Raw genomic sequence first — 25,049 nt, 5'->3', positions numbered from 1 at the left:
ATCTCAGGATAGAACAACGGCCCTGACACGTTTCTCTAGGTCACACGTCAGACTCATCCGCAAACAAGCCAAGTTGCGGTGCAGACGCACTTTGCGGCACCGCGAGCCCCAGATGCCGGAAAGCTTGGGCTGTCAGCACACGCCCGCGGGGAGTCCGCTGCAGGAAGCCGTTCTGGATCAGATAAGGCTCGACGATCTCTTCAATCGCGTCGCGCGGTTCGGACAGGGCAGCTGCAATCGTTTCGATGCCCACCGGTCCGCCGCCGAAGTTCAGCGCGATCTGATTGAGATAGCGCCGGTCGAGACTGTCCAGCCCCGCCCCGTCCACTTCCAGCTGCGACAATGCCCGGTCCGCCATCGCCCGGTCCACCGTGTCATTGCCGGCAAAGACGGCGAAATCACGCACGCGGCGCAGAAGCCGCCCGGCAATACGCGGTGTGCCACGGGCGCGCTTGGCAATTTCCCTTGCGCCATCAGGAGCCATGCCGATGCCGAGAATGCGGGCCCCACGGTTGACGATCAGTTCCAGCTCCTCGACCGTGTAGAACTCCAGCCGCACCGGAATGCCGAAGCGGTCCCGCAGCGGTGTCGTCAGCAGGCCAAGGCGCGTGGTGGCGGCCACCAGCGTGAACTTCGCCAGGTCAATCTTCACCGAGCGGGCGGCTGGCCCCTCACCAATGATCAGATCCAGCTGGAAATCCTCCATCGCCGGATAGAGCACTTCCTCCACCGCCGGACTGAGCCGGTGAATTTCGTCGATGAAGAGCACGTCCCGCTCTTCCAGATTGGTCAGAAGCGCCGCCAGATCGCCCGCTTTGGCGATGACCGGCCCGGAAGTGGCACGAAAATTCACCCCCAGTTCGCGGGCCATGATCTGGGCCAGCGTTGTTTTGCCAAGTCCTGGAGGACCGACAAACAGCACATGATCCAGCGCCTCGCCGCGCGCTTTCGCCGCGCCGATGAAGACCTTGAGATTGGCTCGCGCCTGCGCCTGGCCGACAAAATCATCCAGCGCCTGCGGGCGCATGGTGGTGTCGATTTCGTCACCGCGAATTTCCGGCGTGACGAGGCGTTCGGTCTTCTCCATACGCTTTCAACTCCAGACCCCGCGCGTGGCGGAGTGATTGGCACAAGCCCGTTGAGAGCTTGAGCAGATCGGGGGCGCGGTACCTCAGCGCCTCAACGTCCCGGCATTCCGCCGCCGCTTTCTTACTGGGCCAATTCCTTCAGGCCAAGGCGAATGAGCGTTTCGGTCGTCGCATCCTCGCCAGCAGACTTCACGGCACGGGCCACCGCCGCACTGGCCTGCGCCTGGGCATAGCCCAGATTGGTCAGCGCCGAGACAGCTTCGGCGACGGGACGGGCGGCGACATTCTCGCTCACCGTCTGTGCCACCGCCAGCGTGTCCGCATCAAGGCTGGAGTAGCCAGGCGCCTTGTCCTTGAGCTCGATCACCAGCCGTTCGGCCACACGCTTGCCGACGCCCGGCGCACGCGCCAGCGCCGCCTTGTCACCCAGCGCAATAGCCGTTGCCACTTCGCTGGCCTTCAGCACGCTGAGCACGGCAAGCGCCACCTTGGCACCGACGCCCTGCACGGTCATCAGCAAGCGGAACCACTCGCGCTCGGCCTCGGAAGAGAACCCGTAGAGCCGGATCATGTCTTCGCGCACGATGGTCTCAATGAAGAGCACCGCCGCCTCGCCGGCCCCCGGCAGTCCCTGAAGCACCCGCGAGGGGCAGAACACCTGATAGCCTACGCCGTGGACATCGAGAATGAGGTGGTCGTCACCGTAACTGTCGACCGTACCCTTGAGCTTGCCGATCATGCTGCACCCCGTGCCAATGCCTCAGCCTTTGCCCGCACCGCCGAGGTCTTGCGATGGTGCGCGTGACAGATGGCGATTGCCAGGGCATCCGCCGCATCATCCGTGTCGAACTGCGCCTTGGGCAGAAGGATCTTCACCATGTGGCGGATCTGATCCTTTTCGGCATGTCCCGTGCCCACCACGGTCTTCTTCACGAGGTTGGGCGCATATTCGGCCACTTCCAGCCCGTGCAGCGAAGGCACCAGCAGCGCAATGCCGCGTGCCTGACCGAGTTTCAGCGTCGCCCCTGCATCCTTGTTGACGAAGGTCAATTCGACTGCGGCCTCTTGCGGCGCATTGTCGTCGATGACCTTCTGCAGCCCGTCATGCAGCTGCACAAGCCGGGCGGCCAGTTCCCGTTTGTCATCAGACGTGACGGTTCCGGCAGCAACAAAGGTCAGCCGGTTGCCCAGCGCCTCAATGAGACCCCAGCCGGTGCGGCGCAGGCCGGGATCAATCCCGAGGATTCGAATCGGATGCATCATAGAACAAACCGGTAACAAAACTCCGGCTCCGGCGCCAGCCCGCTTGGCCTCAGACGCCCCGAGGAAGCTGTGTTTTCCCGCCTGAACAGAGTTAGCCCGGACAACCGGCCTCAAAAAGCGTGGGGCCGAAGCGGCAAATCCGCTCCGGCCCCACTGATGCGTAGCCTTCATCATCAAGCGGCGTGCCTGCCGCAGCCCCTCAGAACTTCAGGGACATCTGCGCCGAGAAGGAATTCTCGACAGCCTCGGATGAAATCTGGCTCTTGTAGTTCACCTGCACGGAGGCGCGATCCGTGAAGGAATGGGACAGGCCCAGGCCAATCAGGGCCGTATTCCGGGCAAGAGGAACGCCCTTCACTTCAAACGGCGATGTGCTGTTGGCAAAGCGCATGGCGGCGACCGGTGCCATATCTCCGAAGGCATGCTGCCAGCCGAGCGATACGGACGGAGTAAAGGTGCGGCCCATGATGTTCACCTGGGAGGCAGCGCGCATGCCCAGCGAGGTGTAGAAGGTGTTCTGGTCTTCAAGGCGCACAGTCAGAGCTGCCGGGCTGCCGTTTTCCTGCGCGGAGGCGCCAGCCAGATGGACAAATGCCAGACCGGCAAAAGGCTCAAGTGCGATCTGCCCAGCTGAGAAGCCGTAGGAGGCCTCACCGAACACCTGTGCAGCTTCCTGCCTGTAGCCGGATTGTGCGCTGCCAGAGAAGCCACGGATGGCTATGGAGCGGTCGAGCGACACGTCATGCAAGCCGTAGGACGCGCCGCCCTTCAGCGCAACGCCGCCAAAGCGGGCACCGCCATAGACACCAACCTCGTAATTGTCGATATCACCAGACGAATTGCGGCTCGTCACATCAAAGCGGGACTGGCTGAAGCCCGCCACGACACCGGCGCGGGCATTCTCTCCGAGACCTGCATCCACACCGGCAAGAAAGCCCGCCAGACTGGAAGAGATGGTAGCGGCATTGTTGCCATCAAATCCCCTGCCCCAGCCGCCATGGCCCTGTGCCCAGATCGTGACACCGTGCTCACCGCCCATGCTGGAGCTGCGCGGCCCGGCAGCATCTGCGGCCGACGCAAGTGCTTCATGTGCTGTAAAGCCCTGACGCAGGCGGGTACCAACGGCATCACGCAGGTACGACGACTGTTGCTGGATGACGGTGCCTGCCGAGGCATAGGCTTCGCCGGACAGCTGATCGAGCGCCGGAGCAATTTCAGCACCGGAGAGAACTGCCAGCGCGTCATAGAGCGTATCACCGACCGGCAGCGCCATCAGAGCATTGGCCGCGCTGCGCTGGTTATCCGTGCGGGCAAAATCAGCGAGGGTGAGACCGTTGTAATTCAGCGTCAGATAAACGTTCTTCGCATCATAGGTCAGTGTGGGCGACAGAAGCGCGAAGTTGGAGGACACGTTGCCAAACGCGCCGTTCACGGCATCCGCGCTGGTGATGATGGCATAGGTTGTCTGCGGCCGGTAGAAACCGCTCTCGCCAAGCACCTGCACCGACGCAGCCGGATCAATAGTTACGGCTCCCGATGCGATGATCAGGTCATGCCGTCCTGAGGGCGTTGCATCCACCTGATAGACTGAGCCGCCGAGGAAGTTCGCAGTGCCCGTCACAACGAGCGTCCCGGGCGAGTAGCCGGGTGCCACGACAGCGCCGGAATTGGCAACAAGCCCGCCAATTGTGCCGGAGCCACCAAGTTTGCCGCCATTTTCGACGGTGAAGACGGATGTGGTCTGAACGCCCTGCTCCAGCGTCACAGTCGAATTCCCGACGGTGACCGCGCCCTGATACGGGGAAGCAAAGTCAACCTTGCCGCCGCCCTGGAACAGCACCGCACCATTGCCTGTGATGGATCCCGAGAAGGTGTAATTGTCAGAGCGGTTGAAGATGAGTGTCGCGTTGTTCACGACATCGCCCACAATTGACCCCGAGGTACCACCGTTGCCGAGCTGTAGCGTACCGTCTGCAATGGTAGTCAAGCCGGTGTAGGTATTCGTGCCTGTCAAAACCAGCGTACCGGTGCCGGATTTGGTGAAGCCGGTAGTGCCCGAGATGGTACCGGAAACCGTCAGCACCTTGCCGCCAGTCACTTCAAGCGTGTTCTGCCCGCCCTCAAGGGCGATGCTGCGCCCGGTCGACACCGTCTCGCCTGCGGATAAGGTACCGCCAGCCAGAACAACCGCTCCGGCTGCGGAGCCGAGCGCGGCATCGCCCGTAAAGCTGAGCGTGCCGCCCTGAATGCGTGTGCCCCCGCCGTAGCTGTTCGTGCCCGTGAGCGCCAGTGTGCCAGTGCCCGACTTTGTGAAGCCGGCGGTGCCCGAGATCGTGCCGGAAACCGTCAGCACCTTGCCACTGGCCACGTCCAGGGTATTGCTGCCGCTTTCAAGGACTATACTGCGGGCAACGGTCGTCGTGTCAGCTGCAGAAAGAGCGCCGCCCGCGAAGGTCACGGCTCCCGACACCGCGCCCAGCGCTGCATCAGACGTGAAACGAAGTGTACCGCCCTGAATGCGGGTTCCGCCGGTGTAGCTGTTGCTGCCAAGGAGGAGCGTGGTTCCACCCGCTGCATTTACCGAGCCATTTCCGGAGATGGCCTGAGACATCAGGTAGTTCTGGCTGGTGTGATTGAACACAAGCGACCCGCCGGCAGTACCGAAGACGATCCGTGCTGTGTCCACGCTGCCAGCCGCTACTGCAGCCGACCCGGCATCCGCACCGATGATCAGTTTGCCTGAACCTTGGGAATCATATCCGACGCGGATCTCATTGTCGGCCTTGATGACGGCTCCATCGGAAACCGTGACCGTGGCATTGCCGTTGTAACCAACGTAGAAATTTCCCAGGGCGTTATAGGTGCTGTTTGCTTTGGCCCAGAGCTGGGTGCCCTGCCCCGTAACGGTCAGAACGCCTTGCGATTTTGGGTCCATGCCGACGCCAAGGGTTGCCGTGGTGACAACGGCCCCGCCGGAAATGGTGAGATTGCCATTTCCGTTCATCGGGTCCACGTCCCGGCTGCCATTCTGACCGCCGACGTAAATCCGCTCAGCCGCGTCCACGACCGTTCCTGCACCCGTTATCGTCATCGTGACGAGATTGCTCCCGCCAGGTCCTGCGTAGATACCACTTGCATAGAGATAGGCACCGTCAGACACGGTCACCGAACCGCCCTCCGGGCTCAACCAGGCTGCCTGGGACAGATCGTTGGGATTGCCGATCTCGACGCGGGTGTTCTGGCCGGTGATAAGGACCTGAGAGCCCGCACCCGTGTAGATGCCGGTGTTGCGGATGAAGGCGGAAGCGCCGCCGGAAATGACCAGGGAACCGGCGGTGTTTGGCGTCATCCCGACTCTCACGCCGCCAGTGCTGGACCAGCTTGCTCCGGCTCCGGAAGTGACGAAGGATGCGGTGGAAGAGCCCTCCACAGTCACCGTCAATGCAGTCATGGAGCCCTGCAGTTGCAACGTTCCATCCAATACGGAAAGCGAGCCGCTCACGCCCCCGCCGGAACCTGTCAGCGTCCAGTTTCCGGTGCCCGACTTCGCCAGATCCGTGAAGCCCCGGTACTGGCCGGTAGAAGACAGTTGGCCTGCGTTGAAGGTGCCCGCTCCGGCGCCGGTCAGTTCCAGCGTGCTGCTGGCGCCAGACGCAGATACAATGCCGGTGATGGAAGACGTCTCCGTCAGCACAAGCCGGTTCGTTCCGCTGCCCATGCTGATGGCAGTATCTGCAGCATCAGCCGCTGCAATCGTGCCGGAGTTGATGATCGTCGTATCACCGTTTCCGGTCACGACGCCCGTGCCGTGCAGCTGCGTCACCGTGATGGTACCGCTGTTTTCCAGGCGATTCGCCGTGCCGTCGAGCGAGACACCAATCGACTGAGCAGCTACGGTGCCGCTGTTCGTGACGGAGATGTTGCCGTTTACGGCAGCGGAGGTTGCATTGGTGTGGCCACTGGCCTGGCCGCTGTCAACATAGATGCCCGTTTGACCGGAAAGCGAGCCAGCATTGATGATGGTGACATTACCCTGCGGCGTCTCTGCCCGAATGGCCGCATCACGGCTCGCAGTGACGGTGCCGGACGCCTCGTTGGTGATGACGATATCACCTGTGTCCGATGCCGAACCGATCAGACCCGCATAACCGGCGGGCGCCCGGATCGCAGCCCGGTCACCATCGAGGGAACTGTCACCCGTTGCCGTCACCGTCCCGCTGTTGGTGATCGTTGCAGTGCCGTTCTCCGTTGAGGCGTAGATGGCATTGTCAGTGTTGCTGGTGACGGTGCCGGTGTTGGTGATCGTTGCATCGCCATTGGCGGACCATGCAATCAGACCCTGAAACAGGGTAGAGCGTGCCTCACCTTCGTTCACGATGCTGGCAAGGCCATTATAGGCGATCACCCGGATGGCAGCAGTCGTCGCACTCACCGTTCCGGTTGCGGTGTTCGTAACCGAAATCGTCGCCGGATCCGTGCCGTTATGGTTGCCGTCGGCATAGATGCCACGTCCACCCGTGGAGGTAACGGCTCCACTGTTGGTAATCGTCACGGCACCCAGATTGGTCGTGGCGCTGATGGCAGCTGCTGATGAATCCGGCGCCTGCAGCGAGACTGTTCCGGCGTTGTCGATGGCTATGTTGCCGGCATAGTCATTCCTCACCCAGATCGTGCCGAAACCGCCAGCAGGGCCCGAACTGGCCGTAACGCCGGAGGCAATGTTGACCGTCGCATTGACCGTGACTGGAATAACCTGCGGCGGCGTGCTGCTGTCCGTGCCGAACTGCATGACCAAGCCGCTGTAGTCCGCCCGGCTGATTGCCGTCGTGCCAATAAGGTTGACAGTCTGATTGTAGATGCCGGTGATCTGCGGCGAAGCATAGATGACAGATGCCACACTCTCGCTATCGACCGTCAGCGAGCCGTCTCCCGCCGTCATGCTCACACTTGCACTGGTTGCATCACAAGATACGAGCACCGTCGTCCCAGTTACAGAACAGGCAGCCGCTGCTCTCTGGGAATAAATCGGCGACAATGCGATGACTGCGCCAGCAACAGGCAGTGACAGAGCATTCAGAGGAAAAACAATAGCGGATGTCAGCAGCAGACTTCTGCGGCGAAGATTTGATCTTCCACCCCCAGACCTCTTTGCCGCAAACTGGGCAGAGTCAATATCACCTGTAGAAAATATCTTGCTCATCATCGTTGCCCCAGACTTCCCACCGAACAAGATCAAGGCACGGATCCCAAACCGGCCACAATCCCATAACATGTCCGGAAGCTGGCACAGAAGCACAGGTACGCACAATCACTCTTTGTGGACCAAAGGTACAAGAAAAGCAGGTTTAAAAACCTTGCGTCATTTCGGCACCACCAGAACAAATGAGAACATTTCTCAAAATCAGAAGCAACCACTACTAATATCGATAAATTAATTTTTTCCTGATTATTTATAGATTCGCAAAATACGAACCAGTTAAACAAAACAAAATAAAATATTAACGAATTATACAAAAATTTAGAACAGAATTAGAGGAAACAATCAGAAATAGAAAATCGTATCCCAAATGACGCCTCACAAATACACCGTAATTTTAACAAGAGAAATTCATGGATATACAGGCCGAGGCTGCAAACCGCGCTGACCGGGCATAAGGAGTTGGACCTTTCTCTCACTCAGGGGATTTGGCATGCAGGAGAATTTCTCGAGATTCTGTCGTGACACCCACGCTCTGAGACGCCGACACATCATGCCGTGAACCTGATCTGATGCGGCAAGGGCACCGCCAACAAGGGATCTGTCAGGACAGTCAGGCGCCTTGGGAGCAGGGGTTGAAGAATTATGGAGAACCTCGTCACCACCTATGGCTGGCCCACCCTGATCACCGGTCTTGTGGTTCTCTTCACCGGAGGCGTGGTGCGCGGGTTTGCCGGTTTTGGCGCGGGCATGATCTTCATGCCGGTGGCCTCCGCCCTCTTCTCGCCCCCAGCCGCTGCGGGGGCGTTTCTGCTGCTGGACTACTTCGTCACCCTGCCGCTGCTGCCCCGCGCCCTGCGCCTGTGTGACTGGCGCACGGTCCTGCCTGCGGTTCTGGCAGCGGTTGTTTCGGTACATCTGGGGGCTTGGATGCTGGTGAGTGCCGATCCGCTGATCCTGCGCTGGGTGATCTGCCTTGTGGTGCTGGCGCTGCTCGGCCTGCTGATTTCGGGCTGGCGCTACAGCGGCACGCCCTCGCCTGCCACCTCCGCAGGTGTGGGTGTGGCGGCAGGCATCATGGGCGGTGTATCACAGGTTTCCGGCCCGCCGGTGGTTGCCTTCTGGCTATCGAGCCCGCATCCACCGCATGTCATCCGCGCCAATCTCATCGTCTTCTTCGCGCTGGCAGGAACAGGAAGCCTGCTGGCCTATCTGATTGCAGGGGTTTTCAACGGCCGGGTGGTGGCACTGGCGATTGGCGGCATCGCCGTCTATGGCCTCGGGCTTTATCTGGGCGCGCGCGGCTTCGGACGGGCCAATCCGCAGCTCTACCGCCGCATCGCCTACAGCCTCATTGCCCTTGCTGCGCTGACAAGCCTGCCTGCCCTGGATGGCTGGCTCGGGCGTTAAGGCAAAAGAAAACCCGGCCAGAAGCCGGGTTCCCACGAATTCGCGCGGCAGAAATGGCTCAGCCTGCGAGGCTTGCCATGGTTTCCTCGTCGATGTCGAAGTTGGCGTAGACGTTCTGAACGTCATCGTCATCTTCCAGCATGTTGACGAGTTTCATCAGCGTCTGGGCCTTGTCAGCGTCCACCGGTGTCAGGTTCTGCGGCTTCCAGACGATCTTGACCGATTCCGGCTCGCCCAGCGTTGCTTCCAGGGCCTTGGACACATCGCCCAGATCTTCGAAGGCGCAGATGATGACGTGGTTGTCTTCATCCGACTGCACGTCCTCGGCACCGGCCTCGATGGCCGCTTCCAGAACAGCCTCGGCACCACCGGCCTTGGCCGGGTAGATGATCTCGCCGACCTTGTCAAACATGAAGGACACCGAGCCGGTTTCGCCCATCGCGCCGCCGCACTTGGTGAAATAGGAACGCACGTTGGACGCAGTACGGTTGCGGTTGTCGGTCAGCGCCTCGACGATGACGGCAACGCCGCCGGGGCCATAGCCCTCGTAGCGGATTTCGTCGTAGGACTCAGCATCACCGCTCTGCGACTTGTTGATGGCCCGCTGAATGTTTTCCTTGGGCATCGACTGAGCCTTGGCGTTCTGGACGGCCAGGCGCAGGCGCGGGTTGGAGGCGGGGTCCGGATCGCCGTGCTTGGCCGCAACGGTGATTTCCTTCGACAATTTGGAGAAAAGCTTCGACCGGGCAGCGTCCTGGCGGCCCTTGCGATGCATGATGTTCTTGAACTGTGAATGTCCGGCCATGGTCTTCCCGGCAGTTGAGACGGCCAGAGCCAAGGCCCGTCAGGACCAGACAATGCTCCGGCGCATGAAGAATGGGCAGCCTTATAGGCAATGACGCGGCTAAAATCCAGACACCCTGCGGCTTCTCTTGCGCGCTGAGGGCAGGATCTGCACTGTTGTCAGCGCCAGAAGTGCGGGATCACCGGCTCCAGGCGCCCGCCCAGACGCAACGGAGCCACCGCGATGGCAAGACCCGTGCGGTCATCCGTCTCTACTGCAACACCGCAGACAGTTGCCTCGCCCAGCGCCGGGGTAAACCGGTTGGACGGCACCTTGCGCAGGAAGCGCTGCACCGGCTCTTCCTTTTCCATGCCCAGCACGCTGTCATAGTCGCCGCACATGCCCGCGTCGGACATATAGGCCGTGCCGCCCGGCAGGATCTGATGGTCAGCCGTCGGCACATGAGTATGCGTGCCGACCACGAGGCTGACGCGGCCATCGAGGAAATGACCCATGGCCTGCTTCTCGCTGGTGGCTTCCGCATGCATGTCGATGATGATGGCATCGACCACATGCCCGAGCGGACAATCGGCAATCGCCAGCTCCACGGCGGCGAAAGGATCATCCAGCGGGTCCATGTAGACCCTGCCCATGACGTTGGCGACCGCCACCTGCGCTCCATTACGGGCAGAATAGATGTTGATGCCCCGCCCTGGCGTGCCCGCCGGAAAGTTCACCGGGCGCAGCAGGCGCGGCTGCCGGTCGATATAGACAAGGGTCTCGCGCTGGTCCCAGACGTGATTGCCGGTGGTCACCACGTCAGCGCCCGCATCCACCACATCCTGAAGGATCTGCTCGGTGATACCGAAGCCGGAGGCAGAGTTTTCGCCATTCACCACGACGAAATCGAGGCCGTTTTCCTCGATCAGGCCCGGCAGAGCCTCAATGGCAGCAGTGCGGCCGGCGCGGCCGACCAGATCACCCAGAAACAGAAGCTTCATCGGTCCTCTCGTGTGTGAAACCAGCGCAGCCCGGTTTCAGTCAGGATGCCATGAAGAAGCTGGTCATGCGGTTCTGTGGGCACCTGATCCACTTCCTGGACGGAAAAGGCAAGCCCGATGCGAAGGATCGGGCCGTCTTTCTCCAGCGCCGCAATCGCCGTGTCGTAGTGCCCCTTCCCATACCCCAGCCGTCCGCCCCGCGCATCAAAGGCCGCCAGCGGCACCAGCATGACGTCCGGGCGCATGAGGGGGGACGCTTCATCGGGCACGCTCGTGCCAAAGCCTGCGGGCACCAGTTTCGTTTCCCGGTCCAGCTTGCGGAACAGGAGGTGCGGCTTTGCGACAATGGGCAGGCAAAGAGGATGGCCGCGGGATGCCAGTTCATGCATCAGCGGACGCGGATCGATCTCGTCGCGAATCGGCCAGAAGCCGGAGACTGTTTCACCTGGCCGCAGCTCCAGGCCCCCCACATGGGCCGTCAGGGCAAGGGACCCCTCGATCCGCTCGACAGCCGTCATCGCCGTACGGCGCGCCAGCGCTTCAGCCCGGATCTGCTGTTTGGCCTGGACAAGAGCGGCAGGAGCGTCGCTGATCTCAGTGGCGGGCATCGAACCTCGCTGGGAACCGGTCCGGCACTACGTGGACTGCCATCCGGCGCACCTTCTCAGGGGGCGGCAGGCCGTAAATCCGGCCCTCGAATGAATGGTGAAAGTGCAGCCACGGCGACCGTTGGAATTGCAATCCCGGGAAACCTACAGTGTAGGTGGGCGCCGTTTGTTCCAGCCCAGGGGCCGGATCAGGGACAGCTCCCTAGGGAATGCGTAAGGCCCCGGGGATAATGTTTCCTGACGGGAAGCGCAGCTGCTCACTCAGATATAGAGCCAGAGTGTTGCATTTGAAAGCCCTTCAGCGCCTGCAGGCTTCTCTTTCCCGCCCGTCGTCACCTCAATCGGTCTTGAGGCTGCGGGTCAGCCCTTCGGCCAGCGCCTCAATCTTGCGGGCGGCTTCGTCAATGCGCAGCACAACGGTGGCTTCGTTACGGTTGATGTGGTCGAGTGCCGCCTGCCGTGCATCACGCACCATGGCAAGCTCCTGTTCCAGCTGCTCCACGCGCTTTTCCAGCTCGACCAGCTCATCAATCACCATAATACCGGCCATGACGGTCAGCCGCTGGTCACCGATCTCACCGAAACTGCCGCGCAACTGATTGATGCAGCCATCGAACCGCTCGGCAAGACCGATCAGCCGGTCTTCCTCGCCGTCGTCGCAGGCCATGCGGAAGGCCCTGCCGTTGATGGTGACGGAAATCTGCGCCATATGCCGTCAGCCTCCGTGCGCTTCGAGAACGGAGCGGATCGTCTCCATCGCGGAAACGAGACGGCGGGAAACCTCACGGTTGGCTTCTTCCAGGCTCTGCGCCCGGGCCTCTGCCTTGTCCAGGTTCATGGCCAGCTGCGAGCGGTCCTCGCCGAGGCGCTGAATGTCGTCGTGCAGGGCGTTGAGGGAATGGTCGCCATCCAGCCGCCGGCCAACCGACGTTTCCAGATGGGAAATGGCAGTCGCAAGGCGCGTCAAGGCAGCATCCAGAGACTGGCTATGACCTGAGCCCAATTCTGCCATCAAACCGCATCCACTTTCAAAATCCGCCTTCAGGACCCCGGCATAGGGATATTACCTGAGCGTAGACCACCGGCGCCCGCTGGCGTGACACATATGGCCCACCGCAAAAACTAAAGCAAATTGCGAGCAGGCGGCAATAACCGGATGACCACACTTAACGGAATTCGTCCGGACCGCCTTCGCGGGATAAAGATTAAGCAATCGTTAAAAGCGCCGTCAATGGCGGCATTCGGCTCCATAGCGTTTCTCCCCCGCCATCCCGTCATTTCATGCAAGTGCGGCCTTTGTTGACACCACTAGGGTTCCTGTTATTTGTCGGGCTCCCTGCAGGGCTTGGCGAGGGGATGGGAGATGGCAAAGGGCCGATCCTCACCTCTCCAGCGGCAGGAGAAACAGATTCTCAGGTAGCCCTGCGGCCTGCCGCATGTAGCAACGGGATGAACATGACTGATCTTGAAAAGCATCACCGCATGGCGAATGCGATCCGCTTCCTCTCCATGGACGCGGTCGAAAAGGCCAAATCAGGCCATCCCGGCCTTCCGATGGGCACCGCCGACATCGCCACGGTCCTGTTTACGCAGTTCCTGAAGTTCAACCCCACCGCCCCGCACTGGGCCGACCGCGACCGTTTCGTGCTGTCCGCCGGTCACGGCTCCATGCTGCTCTATTCCGCGCTCTACCTGCTCGGATATGAGGATTTCTCACTCGATCAGCTGAAGAATTTCCGTCAGATCGGCGCCCGCACGGCAGGCCATCCGGAGTTCGGCCATGGCGCAGGCATCGAGACGACCACCGGTCCGCTGGGCCAGGGCCTTGCCAATGCTGTCGGCATGGCTATTGCCGAGAAGCTGCAGGCAGCCCGTTTCGGCGAGGATATCGTCGATCACTACACCTATGTGCTGGCCGGTGACGGCTGCCTCATGGAAGGCATCAGCCAGGAAGCTCTGACGCTGGCTGGCCACCTGAAGCTGAACAAGCTGATCGTCATCTGGGACGACAACAACATCTCCATCGACGGCAAGATCGATGTGACCGATTCCACCGACCAGATCGCCCGCTTCGAGGCCTCCGGCTGGGCTACCAGCCGCGTTGACGGCCATGATCCGGTCGCCATCGCCAATGCCCTGCGCAAGGCCCAGGAGAGCGACAAGCCGACGCTGATCGCCGCCAAGACCGTGATCGGTTTCGGCGCACCGACCAAGGCCGGCACCAACAAGGTGCATGGCTCGCCGCTCGGCGCCGATGAAATCGCCGCCACCCGCAAGGCGCTGAACTGGAGCCACGAGCCCTTCGTCGTGCCGAGCGACGTGCTGGACGCCTGGCGCATCGCAGGCCTGCGCTCTGCCCATGCGCACAAGAGCTGGGAAAAGCGCTTCGCCGCCAAGGACGCGGAAACCCGCGCCGAGTTCGAGCGCCGCAACCGTGGCGATCTGCCGGCCGGCTTCGATGAGGCGATGCTGACCTACAAGCGCAAGCTGTTCGAAGAGCAGCCCTCGCTCGCCACCCGTCAGGCCTCCGAGCACGTGCTGAACGTGGTCAACGAGGTGATCCCCGAGACGATCGGCGGCTCGGCCGACCTGACCGGCTCCAACAACACCAAGACCGCCCAGACCAAGGCCGTGACGCCGGATGACTTCTCCGGCCGTTACATGCACTGGGGCATACGCGAGCACGGTATGGCCGCTGCCATGAACGGCATGGCCCTTCATGGCGGTTTCATCCCCTACTCCGGTACCTTCCTGGTGTTCTCGGACTACTGCCGGCCGGCCCTGCGCCTCGCCGCCCTGATGGAGCAGCGCGTCATCCACGTGATGACCCACGATTCCATTGGCCTTGGCGAAGACGGCCCGACCCACCAGCCGGTGGAGCATTATGCCGCTCTGCGCGCCATTCCGAACCTCTACTTCCTGCGCCCGGCCGATGTGACCGAGACACTGGAGTGCTGGCAGATTGCGCTGACCGCCGCCAAGACCCCGTCGGTTCTCGCCCTCACCCGTCAGGCCCTGCCCTCGCAGCGCAAGACCTTCGAGGAAGCCAATCTCTCCGCACGCGGTGCATATGAACTGGCCGGCAGCGAGGATGCAGCCGACGTGACGATCTTCGCCTCCGGTTCGGAAGTGGAAATCGCCATGAATGCCCGCGAAAAACTGATGGCTGACGGCATCCCTGCCCGCGTCGTCTCTGTACCGTGCTTCGAACTGTTCGAAGCCCAGTCAGACGACTACAAGGCCTCGGTGATCGGCGACGCCAAGGTAAAGATCGCAGTCGAAAGCGGCATCCGCCTCGGCTGGGACCGCTTTATCGGCAACGACGGCATCTTCGTCGGCATGCACGGCTTCGGCGCATCGGGCCCCTACAAGGAGCTCTACGCCCACTTCGGCATCACCGACACGGCGGTGGTTGACGCTGCCAAGGCCCGCCTCGGCGCCTGATCCGGACAAAGTGCAGCGGGCCGCCTTGAGCCTGCTGCGCCGGAAAACACCAGAACTCTCGCCTCCGCCCCCGGCGGGGGCTCCTGAGCCCGGGCAGGCCCTCTCCTGCCCTTTCGCAAGGCCGGCCCGGTCTGGGCTGGCGAAAGGCGTCCTCGACAACGGCGCCACGCATGTATGGGAGTTATTCACATGGTGACCAAGGTTTCGATCAATGGATTTGGCCGTATCGGCCGCAACGTGCTGCGCGCGATCGTCGAGTCCGGCCGCACCGACATCGAAGTCGTATCCATCAACGACCTCGGCCCGGTGGAGACCAACGCGCATCTGCTGCGTCATGATTCGGTGCACGGCAAGTTCCCGGCAACCGTGACGGTCGAAGGCGACAGCATCCGCATCAACGGCGGCAAGCCGATCAAGGTGACCGCGATCCGCGACCCGAAGGAGCTGCCGCACGGCGAGCTGGGCGTCGACATCGCTATGGAATGCACCGGCATCTTCACCGACAAGCCGAAGGCCGAAGCGCATCTGGCCGCTGGTGCCAAGCGCGTTCTCGTTTCCGCTCCGTCCAACGGCGCTGACAAGACCATCGTTTACGGCGTGAACCACGACGCGCTGACGGCAGCCGACCTCGTCGTCTCCAACGCATCGTGCACCACCAACTGCCTGGCTCCGGTTGCTTACGTTCTCAATGCCGCCATCGGCATCGAGAAGGGCTTCATGACCACGATCCACTCCTACACCGGCGACCAGCCGACTCTGGACACCATGCACAAGGACCTGTATCGCGCCCGCGCCGCAGCCATGTCCATGATCCCGACCTCGACCGGTGCCGCCAAGGCCGTGGGCCTCGTGCTGCCGGAGCTGAACGGCAAGCTGGACGGCGTGTCCGTGCGCGTTCCTACCCCGAACGTCTCCGTGGTGGACTTCAAGTTCATCGCCAAGCGGTCCACCACCGTGGAAGAGATCAACAGCGCCATCCGCGACGCTGCCAACGGCAAGCTGAAGGGCATCCTCGGCTTCACCGACGAGCCGCTGGTGTCCATGGACTTCAACCATGACAGCCACTCCTCGATCTTCCACATGGACCAGACCAAGGTCATGGACGGCACGCTGGTGCGCATCATGAGCTGGTACGACAACGAGTGGGGCTTCTCCAACCGCATGTCGGACACCGCTGTGGCACTCGCCAAGCACATCTGATGCACCACTGAATGAAGGGCGGGCCCGGTGCCCGCCCTTTTTCCTTCTGCCGGGGCATGTCCCCGATGGCCCGCCGCGATCCAGCCTCCCCCGTGATCCGCAGGCCAGCGCCTCCAGTTCAAGCGCCCCGGAGCGGTGCGCAACTTTCAAGGATGAGATCCATGTCCTTCAAGACCATCGGCGATATTCAGGAACCTGCAGGCAAGCGCGCCCTCGTGCGTGTGGACCTCAACGTCCCCATGAAGGACGGCAAGATCACCGACGACACCCGCATCCGCGCCGTCGCCCCGACCATCCGCGAACTGTCGGACAAGGGCGCCAAGGTCATCCTGCTGGCCCACTTCGGCCGGCCGAAGGGTGAAGTGGTGGCGGACATGAGCCTTGCGCCGGTGGCCCCGGCTGTTGCCGCAGTCATCGGCCGCCCGGTTGCCTTCTGCGCCGATTGCATTGGCGAGGCTGCTGCCGGTGCCGTCGCCGCCATGCAGGACGGCGATGTGCTGCTGCTGGAGAACACCCGCTTCCACAAGGACGAGGAAAAGAACGGCGCCGACTTCGCTGCTGCTCTGGCCGCCAATGGCGATCTCTATGTGAACGACGCCTTCTCCGCCGCCCACCGCGCCCATGCCTCCACCGAAGGCCTTGCCCGTCTGCTGCCGGCCTATGCAGGCCGCTCCATGCAGGCCGAGCTGGAAGCTCTGGGGGCGGCCCTTGGCGCGCCCAAGCGCCCGGTTCTGGCTGTTGTCGGCGGTGCGAAGGTCTCCTCCAAGATCGACCTCCTGGAAAACCTTGTCACGCGCGTGGACATGCTCGTCATTGGCGGCGGCATGGCCAACACGTTCCTGGCTGCCAAGGGCGTCAATGTCGGCAAGTCCCTGTGCGAGCATGACCTTGCCCCGACCGCGCTGAAGATCATGGCTGCTGCCGAAAAGGCTGGCTGCGAGATCGTGCTGCCGGTCGATGCAGTCGTCGCCCGCGAATTCAAGGCAGGCGCTGCCAACGAGACCGTCGCCCTCGATGCGATTCCCGCCGATGCTATGATGCTGGATGTGGGCGCGGCCTCCATCGAGACGGTGAAGGCCAAGATCGACGGCGCTTCGACCCTGGTGTGGAACGGCCCGCTCGGCGCTTTCGAGATCGAGCCCTTCGACAAGGCAACCGTCGCAGCTGCCCGGCATGCGGCCAGCCGCACCAAGGACGGCAAGCTGCTCTCCGTAGCCGGTGGCGGCGACACGGTGGCTGCTCTCAACCACGCAGGCGCAGCCGGTGACTTCTCCTATGTCTCCACCGCTGGCGGGGCGTTCCTCGAGTGGCTGGAAGGCAAGGAACTGCCGGGTGTGACCGCCCTGCAGGCCTGAGCCTGACAGTTCAGCAAGTCTTGCGGCGCGCCGGTCCAGTATTGGCGCGCCGCCTTTTGCCGGCACGCCTTGCCCGGCACCTATTTAATTCGGATATCAAATTAAAAATGTTCGGAATTTCCTGCGTTTACCGGCATTTAAATTGATTTATGGGCTCCGGCCCCATCTTCCCAAACCGCTGGATTTTGTTAGAACGGCCACGGTTTTGTCGCAGTGCGAAACTTATCTGCGGCCCACGCCGCCGTTGCACGGCAAGCGCGGGACTACGCTTTGTTCAATCGGCAAGACCGATGGAACAGGCGGACCACGCGCAGTGTTTGAGCAGGCAGGTCCGGAGCCGGGTCAGGGCTTCGCATGGATCTGGAACAGGAGAGATTTCGATGGCACGCATTACACTTCGTCAATTGCTCGATCATGCCGCGGAACACGACTATGGCGTTCCGGCCTTCAACATCAACAACATGGAACAGGCGCTCTCCATCATGGAAGCGGCCGACGCGACCGATTCCCCGGTCATCATCCAGGCCTCCCGCGGCGCCCGTTCCTATGCCCATGACGTCATGCTGAAGCACATGATGGACGCGGTGACGGAAATTTATCCGCACATCCCCGTCTGCGTGCATCTCGATCATGGCAACGAGCCCGCCACCTGCATGACCGCCATCCAGGCCGGCTTCACATCGGTGATGATGGACGGCTCGCTGAAGGCTGACGGCAAGACCCCGGCCGACTGGGCCTATAACGTCGGCGTCACGAAGGCCGTGACCGACATGTCCCATCTGGGCGGCATCTCCGTCGAAGGCGAGCTGGGCGTGCTCGGCAGCCTCGAAAGCGGCATGGGCGAAGCGGAAGACGGCCACGGCGCCGAAGGCCAGCTGAGCCATGACCAGCTGCTGACCGACCCGGAAGAAGCGGTGAAGTTCGTGCGCGAGACCAAGGTTGACGCGCTGGCCATTGCCATGGGCACCAGCCACGGCGCCTACAAGTTCACCCGCAAGCCGGACGGCGCGATCCTTGCCATGCACGTGATCGAGGAAATCCACCGCCGCCTGCCGGAAACCCACCTGGTCATGCATGGCTCCTCCTCGGTGCCGCAGGACCTGCAGGACATCATCAACCAGTACGGCGGCAAGATGCCCCAGACTTGGGGCGTGCCAGTGGAAGAAATCCAGCGCGGCATCAAGAACGGCGTGCGCAAGATCAACATCGACACCGACAACCGCATGGCGATGACCGGCCAGATCCGCAAGATCCTTGCCGAGAACCCGGGCGAGTTCGATCCGCGCAAGTATCTCAAGCCCGCCCGCGATGCGATGACCAAGCTCTGCAAGGAGCGTCTGGAAGCCTTCAACACCGCTGGTCAGGCCTCCAAGATCAAGCGCGTCCTCACCCTCCCGGAAATGGCCGCCCGCTACAAGTCCGGCGCGCTGGACCCGAAGATCTCGTAAGGCCCTCAGCCTTCACAAAAAACATCGAGGCCGGGGCAATGCTCCGGCCTTTTAGTTGCCCGCATTTCCGCCACCTCCCCGCCCTTCCAAGCGGTCGCCCCGGGCGGAACGCAGTGCAGACCCGGGGCCTACTCGCTTGCAGAGAGATGCCGTTGTTTCCAAAGGCGCAGCAGGGACAGGCAACAGCATCCAAGTCTCAACACGGGAAGCATCTCTCACCGCTCTGGAAACGAGTAGGCCCCGGATCTCCGCTTCGCTCTCGTCCGGGGCGACCGCATGAGTAAATGGCCAGGCAGCGCACCAATCTCCTGCTGGTATCGCCCCCTCACCCGCAACATTCCGCCGCGCAAAGCTTCTGCACCCATCTCTGCGCTTGCGTCGTGCTTTTGCCGTCTTTAGGGACATAGGTATGTTCCATGCGCCCGCATACCGGGCCCAACAGACGGATACCGCCTTGAACCGCCCGCGCCTTTATCTGGTTACGCCGCCCGTTTTCGACCTCGAAGCCTTTGCCCCGCGCCTTGAAGCGGCGCTGTCGGGCGGGGATGTGGCCTGCGTGCTCATCTATCAGCCCGAGGCGACCGCCAAGGCGCTGCAGGAAACGGCTGCAAAGCTGGTGCCCATGATCCAGAAGGCTGAAGCCGCCGCGCTGATCTACCGCGACACGCAGGTGACAGGCCGCACGGGCGCAGATGGCGCCCATATCGACAGCTCCTTCGAGGACATCAAGCTGGCGATGGAAAGCCTCCAGCCGGCCCGCATCGTCGGTGCAGGCGGCACCAAGATGAAGCACGAGGAAATGGAAATCGCCGAAAGCGGCGTGGATTATCTGTTCTTCGGCCGGCTGGACCTTGAGGAGCAGCCCGGTGCCCATGCCAAGACGCTGGAGCGCGCCGAATGGTGGGCGGAGCTGTTCTCCACCCCCTGCGTCGCCCTGGGCGGCAATGACCTGGCCACACTTGGCGAAACGGCGGACACGAAGGCCGACTTCGTTGCCCTGAAGGATGCCATCTGGCAGCATCCCGAAGGTCCGGCGCAAGCCGTGCGCCTTGCCAATGCGATTCTCGATCAGCACCCGTTTGAAGAGGACGAGGAATGACCCTGCCGCGCCGGACCATGACCGGAAGCCAGTTTCCCGAAACGGCGGAGGCATCTGCCCGCCCGCCCCTGCGCCGTGGCCTGAGGCCCGGCGCACCGGGTCTGGCTTTGGCAGGTCTGGCGCTGGCTGCGCTCTGCGCAGCCACAGGCAGCAGCTTTGCCCAGACGGCGGCTCCGGCAACGCCCGAACCCGCCGCAAACCCGGCGCAGGCACAGGTGGAAACCAAACCTGCGACCGAGGCTCCGGAAGGCGCGGCGCCTGCAACTGAACCTGCAGCTGGTGCAGCGGCTGGCGCAGAGGCCGGCACGGCGGTGCCAGCCCCGGCTGCGCAAGACCCGGCGGAAGGTGCTGCCGCAGAGCCCGCCAACGAAGCTGAGGCCGCCGCACGGGCCCTTGCCCGCTATGAGCCTGAGCCGCTTTTCAACCTGCTTGAGGCGGGACCGCCGCTGATGGAACCGGGCGAGCCGATCAATGCCGATTTCGCCTATGGCGTCTTCCAGCGCGGCTGGTATCTGACGGCTGTTGCCGTCGCCACGCCGCTGGCTGAGGAAGGTGACCGTGCTGCACAGACCCTGCTGGGCGTGATGCATGAAACCGGCCTTGGCGTGGCGCGCGACTGGAAGAAGGCTGCGGACTGGTACCAAGTCGCAAGCAACTCGGGCGATCCGAATGCAGCCTACCGCCTCGGCCAGATGTACCTGCTGGGCGAGGGCGTGACTGCCGACAAGAAAATGGCTGCCGACCTCTTCCAGAAGGCCGCAGATGCGGGCATCCCCGGTGCCCTCTACAATCTCGCCATCCTGTATCAGGAGGGCGAAGGCCGTCCCTATGACGAGGAGCGTGCATCCCAGCTGCTGCTGCAGGCCGCCGAAAAGGATGACGTGGAAGCGCAATACGCTCTCGGCCTCCAGTTCCTCGAAGGCGGCGAGAAGGTGCGCGATCCGATCAAGGGTGCGAACTGGCTGGGCCGTGCCGCGCGGCGCGGCCATACCTCGGCGCAGGTGTACTACGGTATCCTGCGCTTCCAGGGGCGCGGCGTGGAACCGGATGAGGCAGACGCTGCAGACTGGTTCGAACGCGCAGCGCGGGCCGGAAACCCGGTGGGCATGAACCGCCTCGCGCGCATCTATGCCTTCGGCCGCGGCCGCCCGGTTGATCAGATCGAGGCCGCCGCCTGGCATTATGTGGCGCGTGCGCTCGGTCTTTCCGATCTGGAACTGGATGGCTACGTGGGATCGCTGGACCAGGAAACCGTGACAAAGGCCATGGAACGCGCAGGCGCCTTGACCGCCACGCTGATCCCCAAACCGCTGGATCCAGCCAGGGCCGCCCCCTGACAAGTAACCGCTTTGCAGGTTTTTCCTTGAATTTGCGCCCGTTTTGTGTTGGACAGGCGCGTCATTGGTGCCCGTTCGCCGTCCTTATCCGGCAGAGCGTGGATGCACCGTCAGGTTTCACGCCCTAATCAATCGGTCGTTTCATGAAGATCAACGGTAACGAGATCAAGCCCGGCAATGTTCTCCAGCATCAGGAGACGCTCTGGGCGGTCGTCAAGGTGGACCACGTCAAGCCCGGCAAGGGTGGCGCGTTCGCCCAGGTGGAAATGAAGAACCTCATCGACGGCCGCAAGCTGAACGAGCGCTTCCGTTCGGAAGACAAGGTCGAGCGCGTCCGTCTGGAGCAGAAGGACTTCCAGTTCCTCTACATCCAGGAAGACGTCCTGATCTTCATGGACACCGAAACCTACGAGCAGCTTGAGCTGCAGAAGGACTTCGTCGGTGACCGCGCCGCCTTCCTGCAGGACGGCATGATGGTGACCGTGGAACTGCACGAAGAGAAGCCGATCGGCATCACCCTGCCGCAGTTCGTCACCCTGCAGATCACCGAAGCCGATGCCGTGGTGAAGGGCCAGACCCAGTCCTCATCCTACAAGCCGGCCATTCTGGAAAACGGCGTGCGCGTGCTCGTGCCCCCGTTCATCACCGCTGGCGAAAAGATTGTCGTCGATACCGGCACGGTCGAATACGTCCGCCGCGCGGACTGATCTTACTTCTGAACATCCTTCCGCCCGGCGCCCCCCGTGGGGTGCCGGGCTCCCCATTCTACAGACCCGGCAAGACAGATCATGGCACGTACAGCAATCCTCAACGTAATGGTCCAGGCAGCAATGAAGGCCGGACGTTCGCTCGTGCGTGACTTCGGCGAAGTCGAAAACCTTCAGGTCTCGCGCAAGGGCCCCGGCGACTTCGTGTCTGCCGCCGACCGCCGCGCCGAAGAGATCATCCGCGCCGAACTGACCAAGGCACGGCCCACCTATGGCCTGCTGATGGAAGAATCCGGCGAGACGCCCGGCGAAGACGGCCAGCACCGCTGGATCGTAGATCCGCTCGACGGCACCACCAATTTCCTGCACGGCATTCCGGTCTTCGCCATTTCCATCGCGCTGGAGCGCCAGGGCCAGATCGTTGCCGGTGTCATCTTCAATCCGGTGATGGACGAGCTTTACACGGCCGAGCGCGGCCGCGGCGCCTTCGTCAATGACCGCCGCCTGCGCGTTGCCGCCCGTACCGCCCTTCCGGACAGCCTGATCGGCACTGGCCTGCCGTTCCTCGGCCGCGGCGACCATGGCCGTGCCCTCAAGGAACTGCGCTACGTGATGCCGGAAGTCGCCGGTGTCCGCCGCATCGGCGCTGCCGCGCTCGACCTCGCCTATGTCGCCTCGGGCCGCCTCGACGGCTTCTGGGAGCACAGCCTGAACCCTTGGGACATTGCAGCCGGCATCCTGATGATCCGCGAAGCCGGCGGCTATGTCAGCGACATCGACGGCAAGGATACGATGCTGGAGACCGGCTCGGTCGTTGCCGGCAACGAGTTCATCAAGGCCCAGCTGCAGAAGCTGCTGAAGAGCGCAGCCGAGTAAGATGACGGACTCCTGAGGGCCGAAACCCTTGGATTTATCCGTTGCAGGCCGGAGAGCAAAACCGCTCTCCGGCCTTCTGCTTTTCAATTAAGCTTTTGCTAACGCGCGATTAACGGTTTTCAACAAACGGTAAATCGCGCTATCACTGGTGCAGTTGCAACAGGCGGAAGCTCGACGGTTCATGGCACGCGATTTCGATCCCTACAGCCTGTCCAGTCCCAAGGCGTATCTCTCGTTCATGATCATCTTCCTGGTGATCGTTGCCTTCGTCGCCTTCATCCTGAACCAGCAGATCGCAACAGCCTTCATGAGCAATCCCGGCCTGAACGGGATGATTGTGCTCACAGGCCTGTTCGGCATCATGCTGACGTTCGCCCGCGTCGTGCGGCTGTTTCCGGAAATAGCCTGGGTGAATAGCTTCCGCATCGGGGATCCGGGCATCGAGGTTCGCCGCCCGCCGGTGCTGCTGGCGCCGATGGCCTCGCTGCTGGGCAACAAGGTCGGCGAAATGGCGCTGACGCCGACCACCTCGCGCTCGATTCTCGATTCCATCGGCATGCGCCTTGATGAGTCGCGCGAGATTGCCCGCTACATGACTGGCCTGCTCGTATTCCTCGGCCTGCTCGGCACCTTCTGGGGCCTGTTGCAGACGGTAAGCGCCGTCGGCTCCACCATCCAGTCGCTGGATGTGGTGTCCGGCGACACCGGCGTTATCTTCGAGGACCTGAAGGCAGGCCTGCAGGCGCCGCTTTCCGGCATGGGCACGGCCTTCTCGTCCTCGCTCTTCGGCCTCACCGGATCGCTGGTTCTCGGCTTTCTCGATCTTCAGGCCGGACAGGCACAGAACCGCTTCTATACGGAGCTGGAAGACTGGCTGTCCACCGTCACCGAAATCGAGCAGGAAGAGACACGCGCGCCCGTTGCAGCTGCCCCTGATACGGACAAGCTGCAACTGGCCATCGAGCGGCTGCAGCGCGCCGTCGAGGAAGGCGGCAGCAAGGCTGCCAATCAGGCCATGGCGAACCTTGCCGAAGGCATCCAGGGCCTCGTCAAGCATGTGCGCTCCGAGCAGCAGATGATGCGCGAATGGGCAGACAATCAAAGTGCTCAGCAGAAGCGGGTGGAGAACCTCCTGTCCTCCATCGCAGCGGCCTTCGACCGCGCCAAGGAGTGATCCATGGCGGGTTTTCGCGGCCGCAGACGCAATCAGGAGATCGACTACTGGCCCAGCTTCGTGGATGCCCTGACCACGCTGCTGCTGGTGCTCATCTTCCTGCTGTCGATCTTCGTCATCGCCCAATTCGTGCTCAGCCAGCAGCTGTCGGGCCGCGATTCGGTGCTCAGCCGCCTGAATGCCCAGATCAGCGAGCTGACCGAGCTTCTATCGCTGGAGCGGGCCTCCAAGCGCGATCTGGAATCGACCGTAGCCACCCTGCAGGCCAGCCTCGGCGAAGCCACCAGCGAGCGCGACAGGCTCTCTGGCCTGCTGTCTGACCGCGAGGGTGCAGCGGCCAGTGCTGGCGGCGAACTGGCGGCCTTGCAAGGCACACTCAACGAGGAGCGGCAGGTCAGCCAGCGGGCGCTGGCGCAGGTGGAACTGCTGAACCAGCAGATCGCCGCCCTGCGCCGCCAGCTTGCCGCCGCCAATGCGGCCCTGGAGGCTTCCGAGGCCAAGGAAAGCGAAAGCCAAGCGCGCATCGCCAGCCTTGGCCAGCGGCTCAATGCGGCGCTGGTACAGCGCGTGCAGGAACTGAACCGCTACCGCTCCGACTTTTTCGGCCGCCTGCGCGAGCTTCTCTCCCAGCGTTCCGATATCCGCGTGGTCGGCGACCGTTTCGTCTTCCAGTCAGAGGTTCTGTTTCCCTCCGGGTCCGACGAAATCAACCCGAGCGGCCGGGTGGAGCTGGACAAGCTGGCAGAAGCCCTTCTGGAGCTCGAGGGGCAGATCCCGAGCGAGATCCAGTGGGTGCTGCGCGTCGATGGCCACACCGATGCGGTACCGCTTTCCGGAACGGGCCGCCTGCGCGATAATTGGGAGCTGTCCTCTGCCCGCGCCACCTCGGTGGTGCGCTACCTGATCAGCAAGGGCGTAGATCCCAAGCATCTGGTCGCCGCAGGCTTCGGCGAGTTCCAGCCTCTGGAGCCCGGCAACACCCCCGAAATCAACGCCCGCAACCGCCGCATCGAGCTGAAGCTGACGGAACGGTGAGAGGCAGCCCCTGCCGCTCCGGC

At 62.5% G+C, this 25,049-nt stretch carries 20 protein-coding genes and 1 other RNA gene; 11 read left to right on the top strand and 10 right to left on the bottom strand.

The features are described from left to right. Positions 1-40: 40 nt before the first annotated feature. The 4 genes from ruvB to V6L75_RS12925 form a co-directional block, all read right to left on the bottom strand. Complete coding sequence (gene ruvB / locus V6L75_RS12940) at positions 41-1,087, bottom strand: Holliday junction branch migration DNA helicase RuvB (protein WP_334251914.1); 1,047 nt, start codon at positions 1,085-1,087, stop codon at positions 41-43. Positions 1,088-1,209: 122 nt separating this feature from the next. Beyond that, on the bottom strand, positions 1,210-1,827 hold the full coding sequence (ruvA, locus tag V6L75_RS12935) for a Holliday junction branch migration protein RuvA (protein ID WP_334251913.1): 618 nt from the start codon (positions 1,825-1,827) through the stop codon (positions 1,210-1,212). Further along, positions 1,824-2,351: a crossover junction endodeoxyribonuclease RuvC gene (ruvC, locus tag V6L75_RS12930; RefSeq protein ID WP_334251912.1), complete on the bottom strand. Its 528-nt coding sequence runs from the start codon at positions 2,349-2,351 to the stop codon at positions 1,824-1,826. The genes ruvA and ruvC overlap by 4 nt, the downstream gene beginning before the upstream one ends. Before the next feature lie 199 nt (positions 2,352-2,550). Further along, positions 2,551-7,290: an autotransporter domain-containing protein gene (locus V6L75_RS12925; protein WP_334251911.1), complete on the bottom strand. Its 4,740-nt coding sequence runs from the start codon at positions 7,288-7,290 to the stop codon at positions 2,551-2,553. Positions 7,291-8,193: 903 nt separating this feature from the next. On the opposite strand from V6L75_RS12925, the gene V6L75_RS12920 reads away from it, so the two are divergent. Further along, on the top strand, positions 8,194-8,958 hold the full coding sequence (locus V6L75_RS12920; RefSeq protein WP_334251910.1) for a sulfite exporter TauE/SafE family protein: 765 nt from the start codon (positions 8,194-8,196) through the stop codon (positions 8,956-8,958). 58 nt (positions 8,959-9,016) lie between these two features. Here V6L75_RS12920 and V6L75_RS12915 read toward each other — a convergent pair whose 3' ends face one another. From V6L75_RS12915 to V6L75_RS12890, 6 genes are all read right to left on the bottom strand, one after another. Beyond that, positions 9,017-9,763 (bottom strand): YebC/PmpR family DNA-binding transcriptional regulator, encoded by a 747-nt coding sequence (locus tag V6L75_RS12915; RefSeq protein WP_334251909.1) that lies wholly within the window; start codon positions 9,761-9,763, stop codon positions 9,017-9,019. Positions 9,764-9,921: 158 nt separating this feature from the next. Beyond that, complete coding sequence (locus tag V6L75_RS12910) at positions 9,922-10,743, bottom strand: TIGR00282 family metallophosphoesterase (RefSeq protein WP_334251908.1); 822 nt, start codon at positions 10,741-10,743, stop codon at positions 9,922-9,924. Further along, positions 10,740-11,351 carry a 5-formyltetrahydrofolate cyclo-ligase gene (locus V6L75_RS12905; protein ID WP_334251907.1) on the bottom strand — a complete coding sequence of 204 codons (612 nt, stop codon included), beginning with the start codon at positions 11,349-11,351 and terminating at the stop codon, positions 10,740-10,742. The genes V6L75_RS12910 and V6L75_RS12905 overlap by 4 nt, the downstream gene beginning before the upstream one ends. Before the next feature lie 102 nt (positions 11,352-11,453). Further along, a non-coding RNA gene (ssrS, locus tag V6L75_RS12900) (6S RNA) lies at positions 11,454-11,610 on the bottom strand. Between the two features lie 78 nt (positions 11,611-11,688). After that, positions 11,689-12,060 (bottom strand): cell division protein ZapA, encoded by a 372-nt coding sequence (locus V6L75_RS12895; protein ID WP_334251906.1) that lies wholly within the window; start codon positions 12,058-12,060, stop codon positions 11,689-11,691. A 6-nt stretch (positions 12,061-12,066) separates the two neighbouring features. Beyond that, positions 12,067-12,363, bottom strand: a complete 297-nt coding sequence (locus V6L75_RS12890) for a DUF4164 domain-containing protein (RefSeq protein ID WP_019965114.1) — start codon at positions 12,361-12,363, stop codon at positions 12,067-12,069. Between the two features lie 443 nt (positions 12,364-12,806). Between V6L75_RS12890 and tkt the strand changes: the two genes are divergently transcribed. The 10 genes from tkt to V6L75_RS12840 all read left to right on the top strand — a co-directional run bounded on the left by tkt (position 12,807) and on the right by V6L75_RS12840 (position 25,026). Then, on the top strand, positions 12,807-14,795 hold the full coding sequence (gene tkt, locus V6L75_RS12885; RefSeq protein ID WP_334251905.1) for a transketolase: 1,989 nt from the start codon (positions 12,807-12,809) through the stop codon (positions 14,793-14,795). 189 nt (positions 14,796-14,984) lie between these two features. Next, positions 14,985-15,995: a type I glyceraldehyde-3-phosphate dehydrogenase gene (gene gap / locus V6L75_RS12880; protein ID WP_050472464.1), complete on the top strand. Its 1,011-nt coding sequence runs from the start codon at positions 14,985-14,987 to the stop codon at positions 15,993-15,995. Between the two features lie 161 nt (positions 15,996-16,156). Next, positions 16,157-17,350: a phosphoglycerate kinase gene (locus tag V6L75_RS12875; RefSeq protein WP_334251904.1), complete on the top strand. Its 1,194-nt coding sequence runs from the start codon at positions 16,157-16,159 to the stop codon at positions 17,348-17,350. A 380-nt stretch (positions 17,351-17,730) separates the two neighbouring features. Next, a complete protein-coding gene (gene fba, locus V6L75_RS12870; protein ID WP_058898778.1) occupies positions 17,731-18,798 on the top strand; it encodes a class II fructose-bisphosphate aldolase in 1,068 nt (355 codons plus the stop codon). 454 nt (positions 18,799-19,252) lie between these two features. Continuing rightward, positions 19,253-19,897 (top strand): thiamine phosphate synthase, encoded by a 645-nt coding sequence (locus V6L75_RS12865; protein WP_334251903.1) that lies wholly within the window; start codon positions 19,253-19,255, stop codon positions 19,895-19,897. Then, the gene (locus V6L75_RS12860; protein ID WP_334251901.1) at positions 19,894-21,234 is read left to right on the top strand and encodes a tetratricopeptide repeat protein; all 1,341 of its coding nucleotides are present in this window, start codon (positions 19,894-19,896) and stop codon (positions 21,232-21,234) included. The genes V6L75_RS12865 and V6L75_RS12860 overlap by 4 nt, the downstream gene beginning before the upstream one ends. A gap of 143 nt (positions 21,235-21,377) precedes the next feature. Next, the gene (efp, locus tag V6L75_RS12855) at positions 21,378-21,941 is read left to right on the top strand and encodes an elongation factor P (protein WP_055456416.1); all 564 of its coding nucleotides are present in this window, start codon (positions 21,378-21,380) and stop codon (positions 21,939-21,941) included. Between the two features lie 81 nt (positions 21,942-22,022). Further along, positions 22,023-22,817, top strand: coding sequence for an inositol monophosphatase family protein (locus V6L75_RS12850; RefSeq protein ID WP_026355825.1), 795 nt, complete (start codon positions 22,023-22,025; stop codon positions 22,815-22,817). 181 nt (positions 22,818-22,998) lie between these two features. Then, positions 22,999-23,991, top strand: a complete 993-nt coding sequence (locus V6L75_RS12845; RefSeq protein ID WP_334251900.1) for a flagellar motor protein MotA — start codon at positions 22,999-23,001, stop codon at positions 23,989-23,991. A 3-nt stretch (positions 23,992-23,994) separates the two neighbouring features. Then, positions 23,995-25,026 (top strand): peptidoglycan -binding protein, encoded by a 1,032-nt coding sequence (locus tag V6L75_RS12840; RefSeq protein WP_334251899.1) that lies wholly within the window; start codon positions 23,995-23,997, stop codon positions 25,024-25,026. Positions 25,027-25,049: the final 23 nt, after the last annotated feature.

Origin of the sequence: Pannonibacter anstelovis (genome assembly GCF_036881715.1) — a bacterium.
GTDB lineage: Bacteria > Pseudomonadota > Alphaproteobacteria > Rhizobiales > Stappiaceae > Pannonibacter > Pannonibacter anstelovis.
The sequence above is the reverse complement of the archived record's forward strand: the minus strand, read 5'-3'. Positions and strand labels throughout refer to the sequence as shown.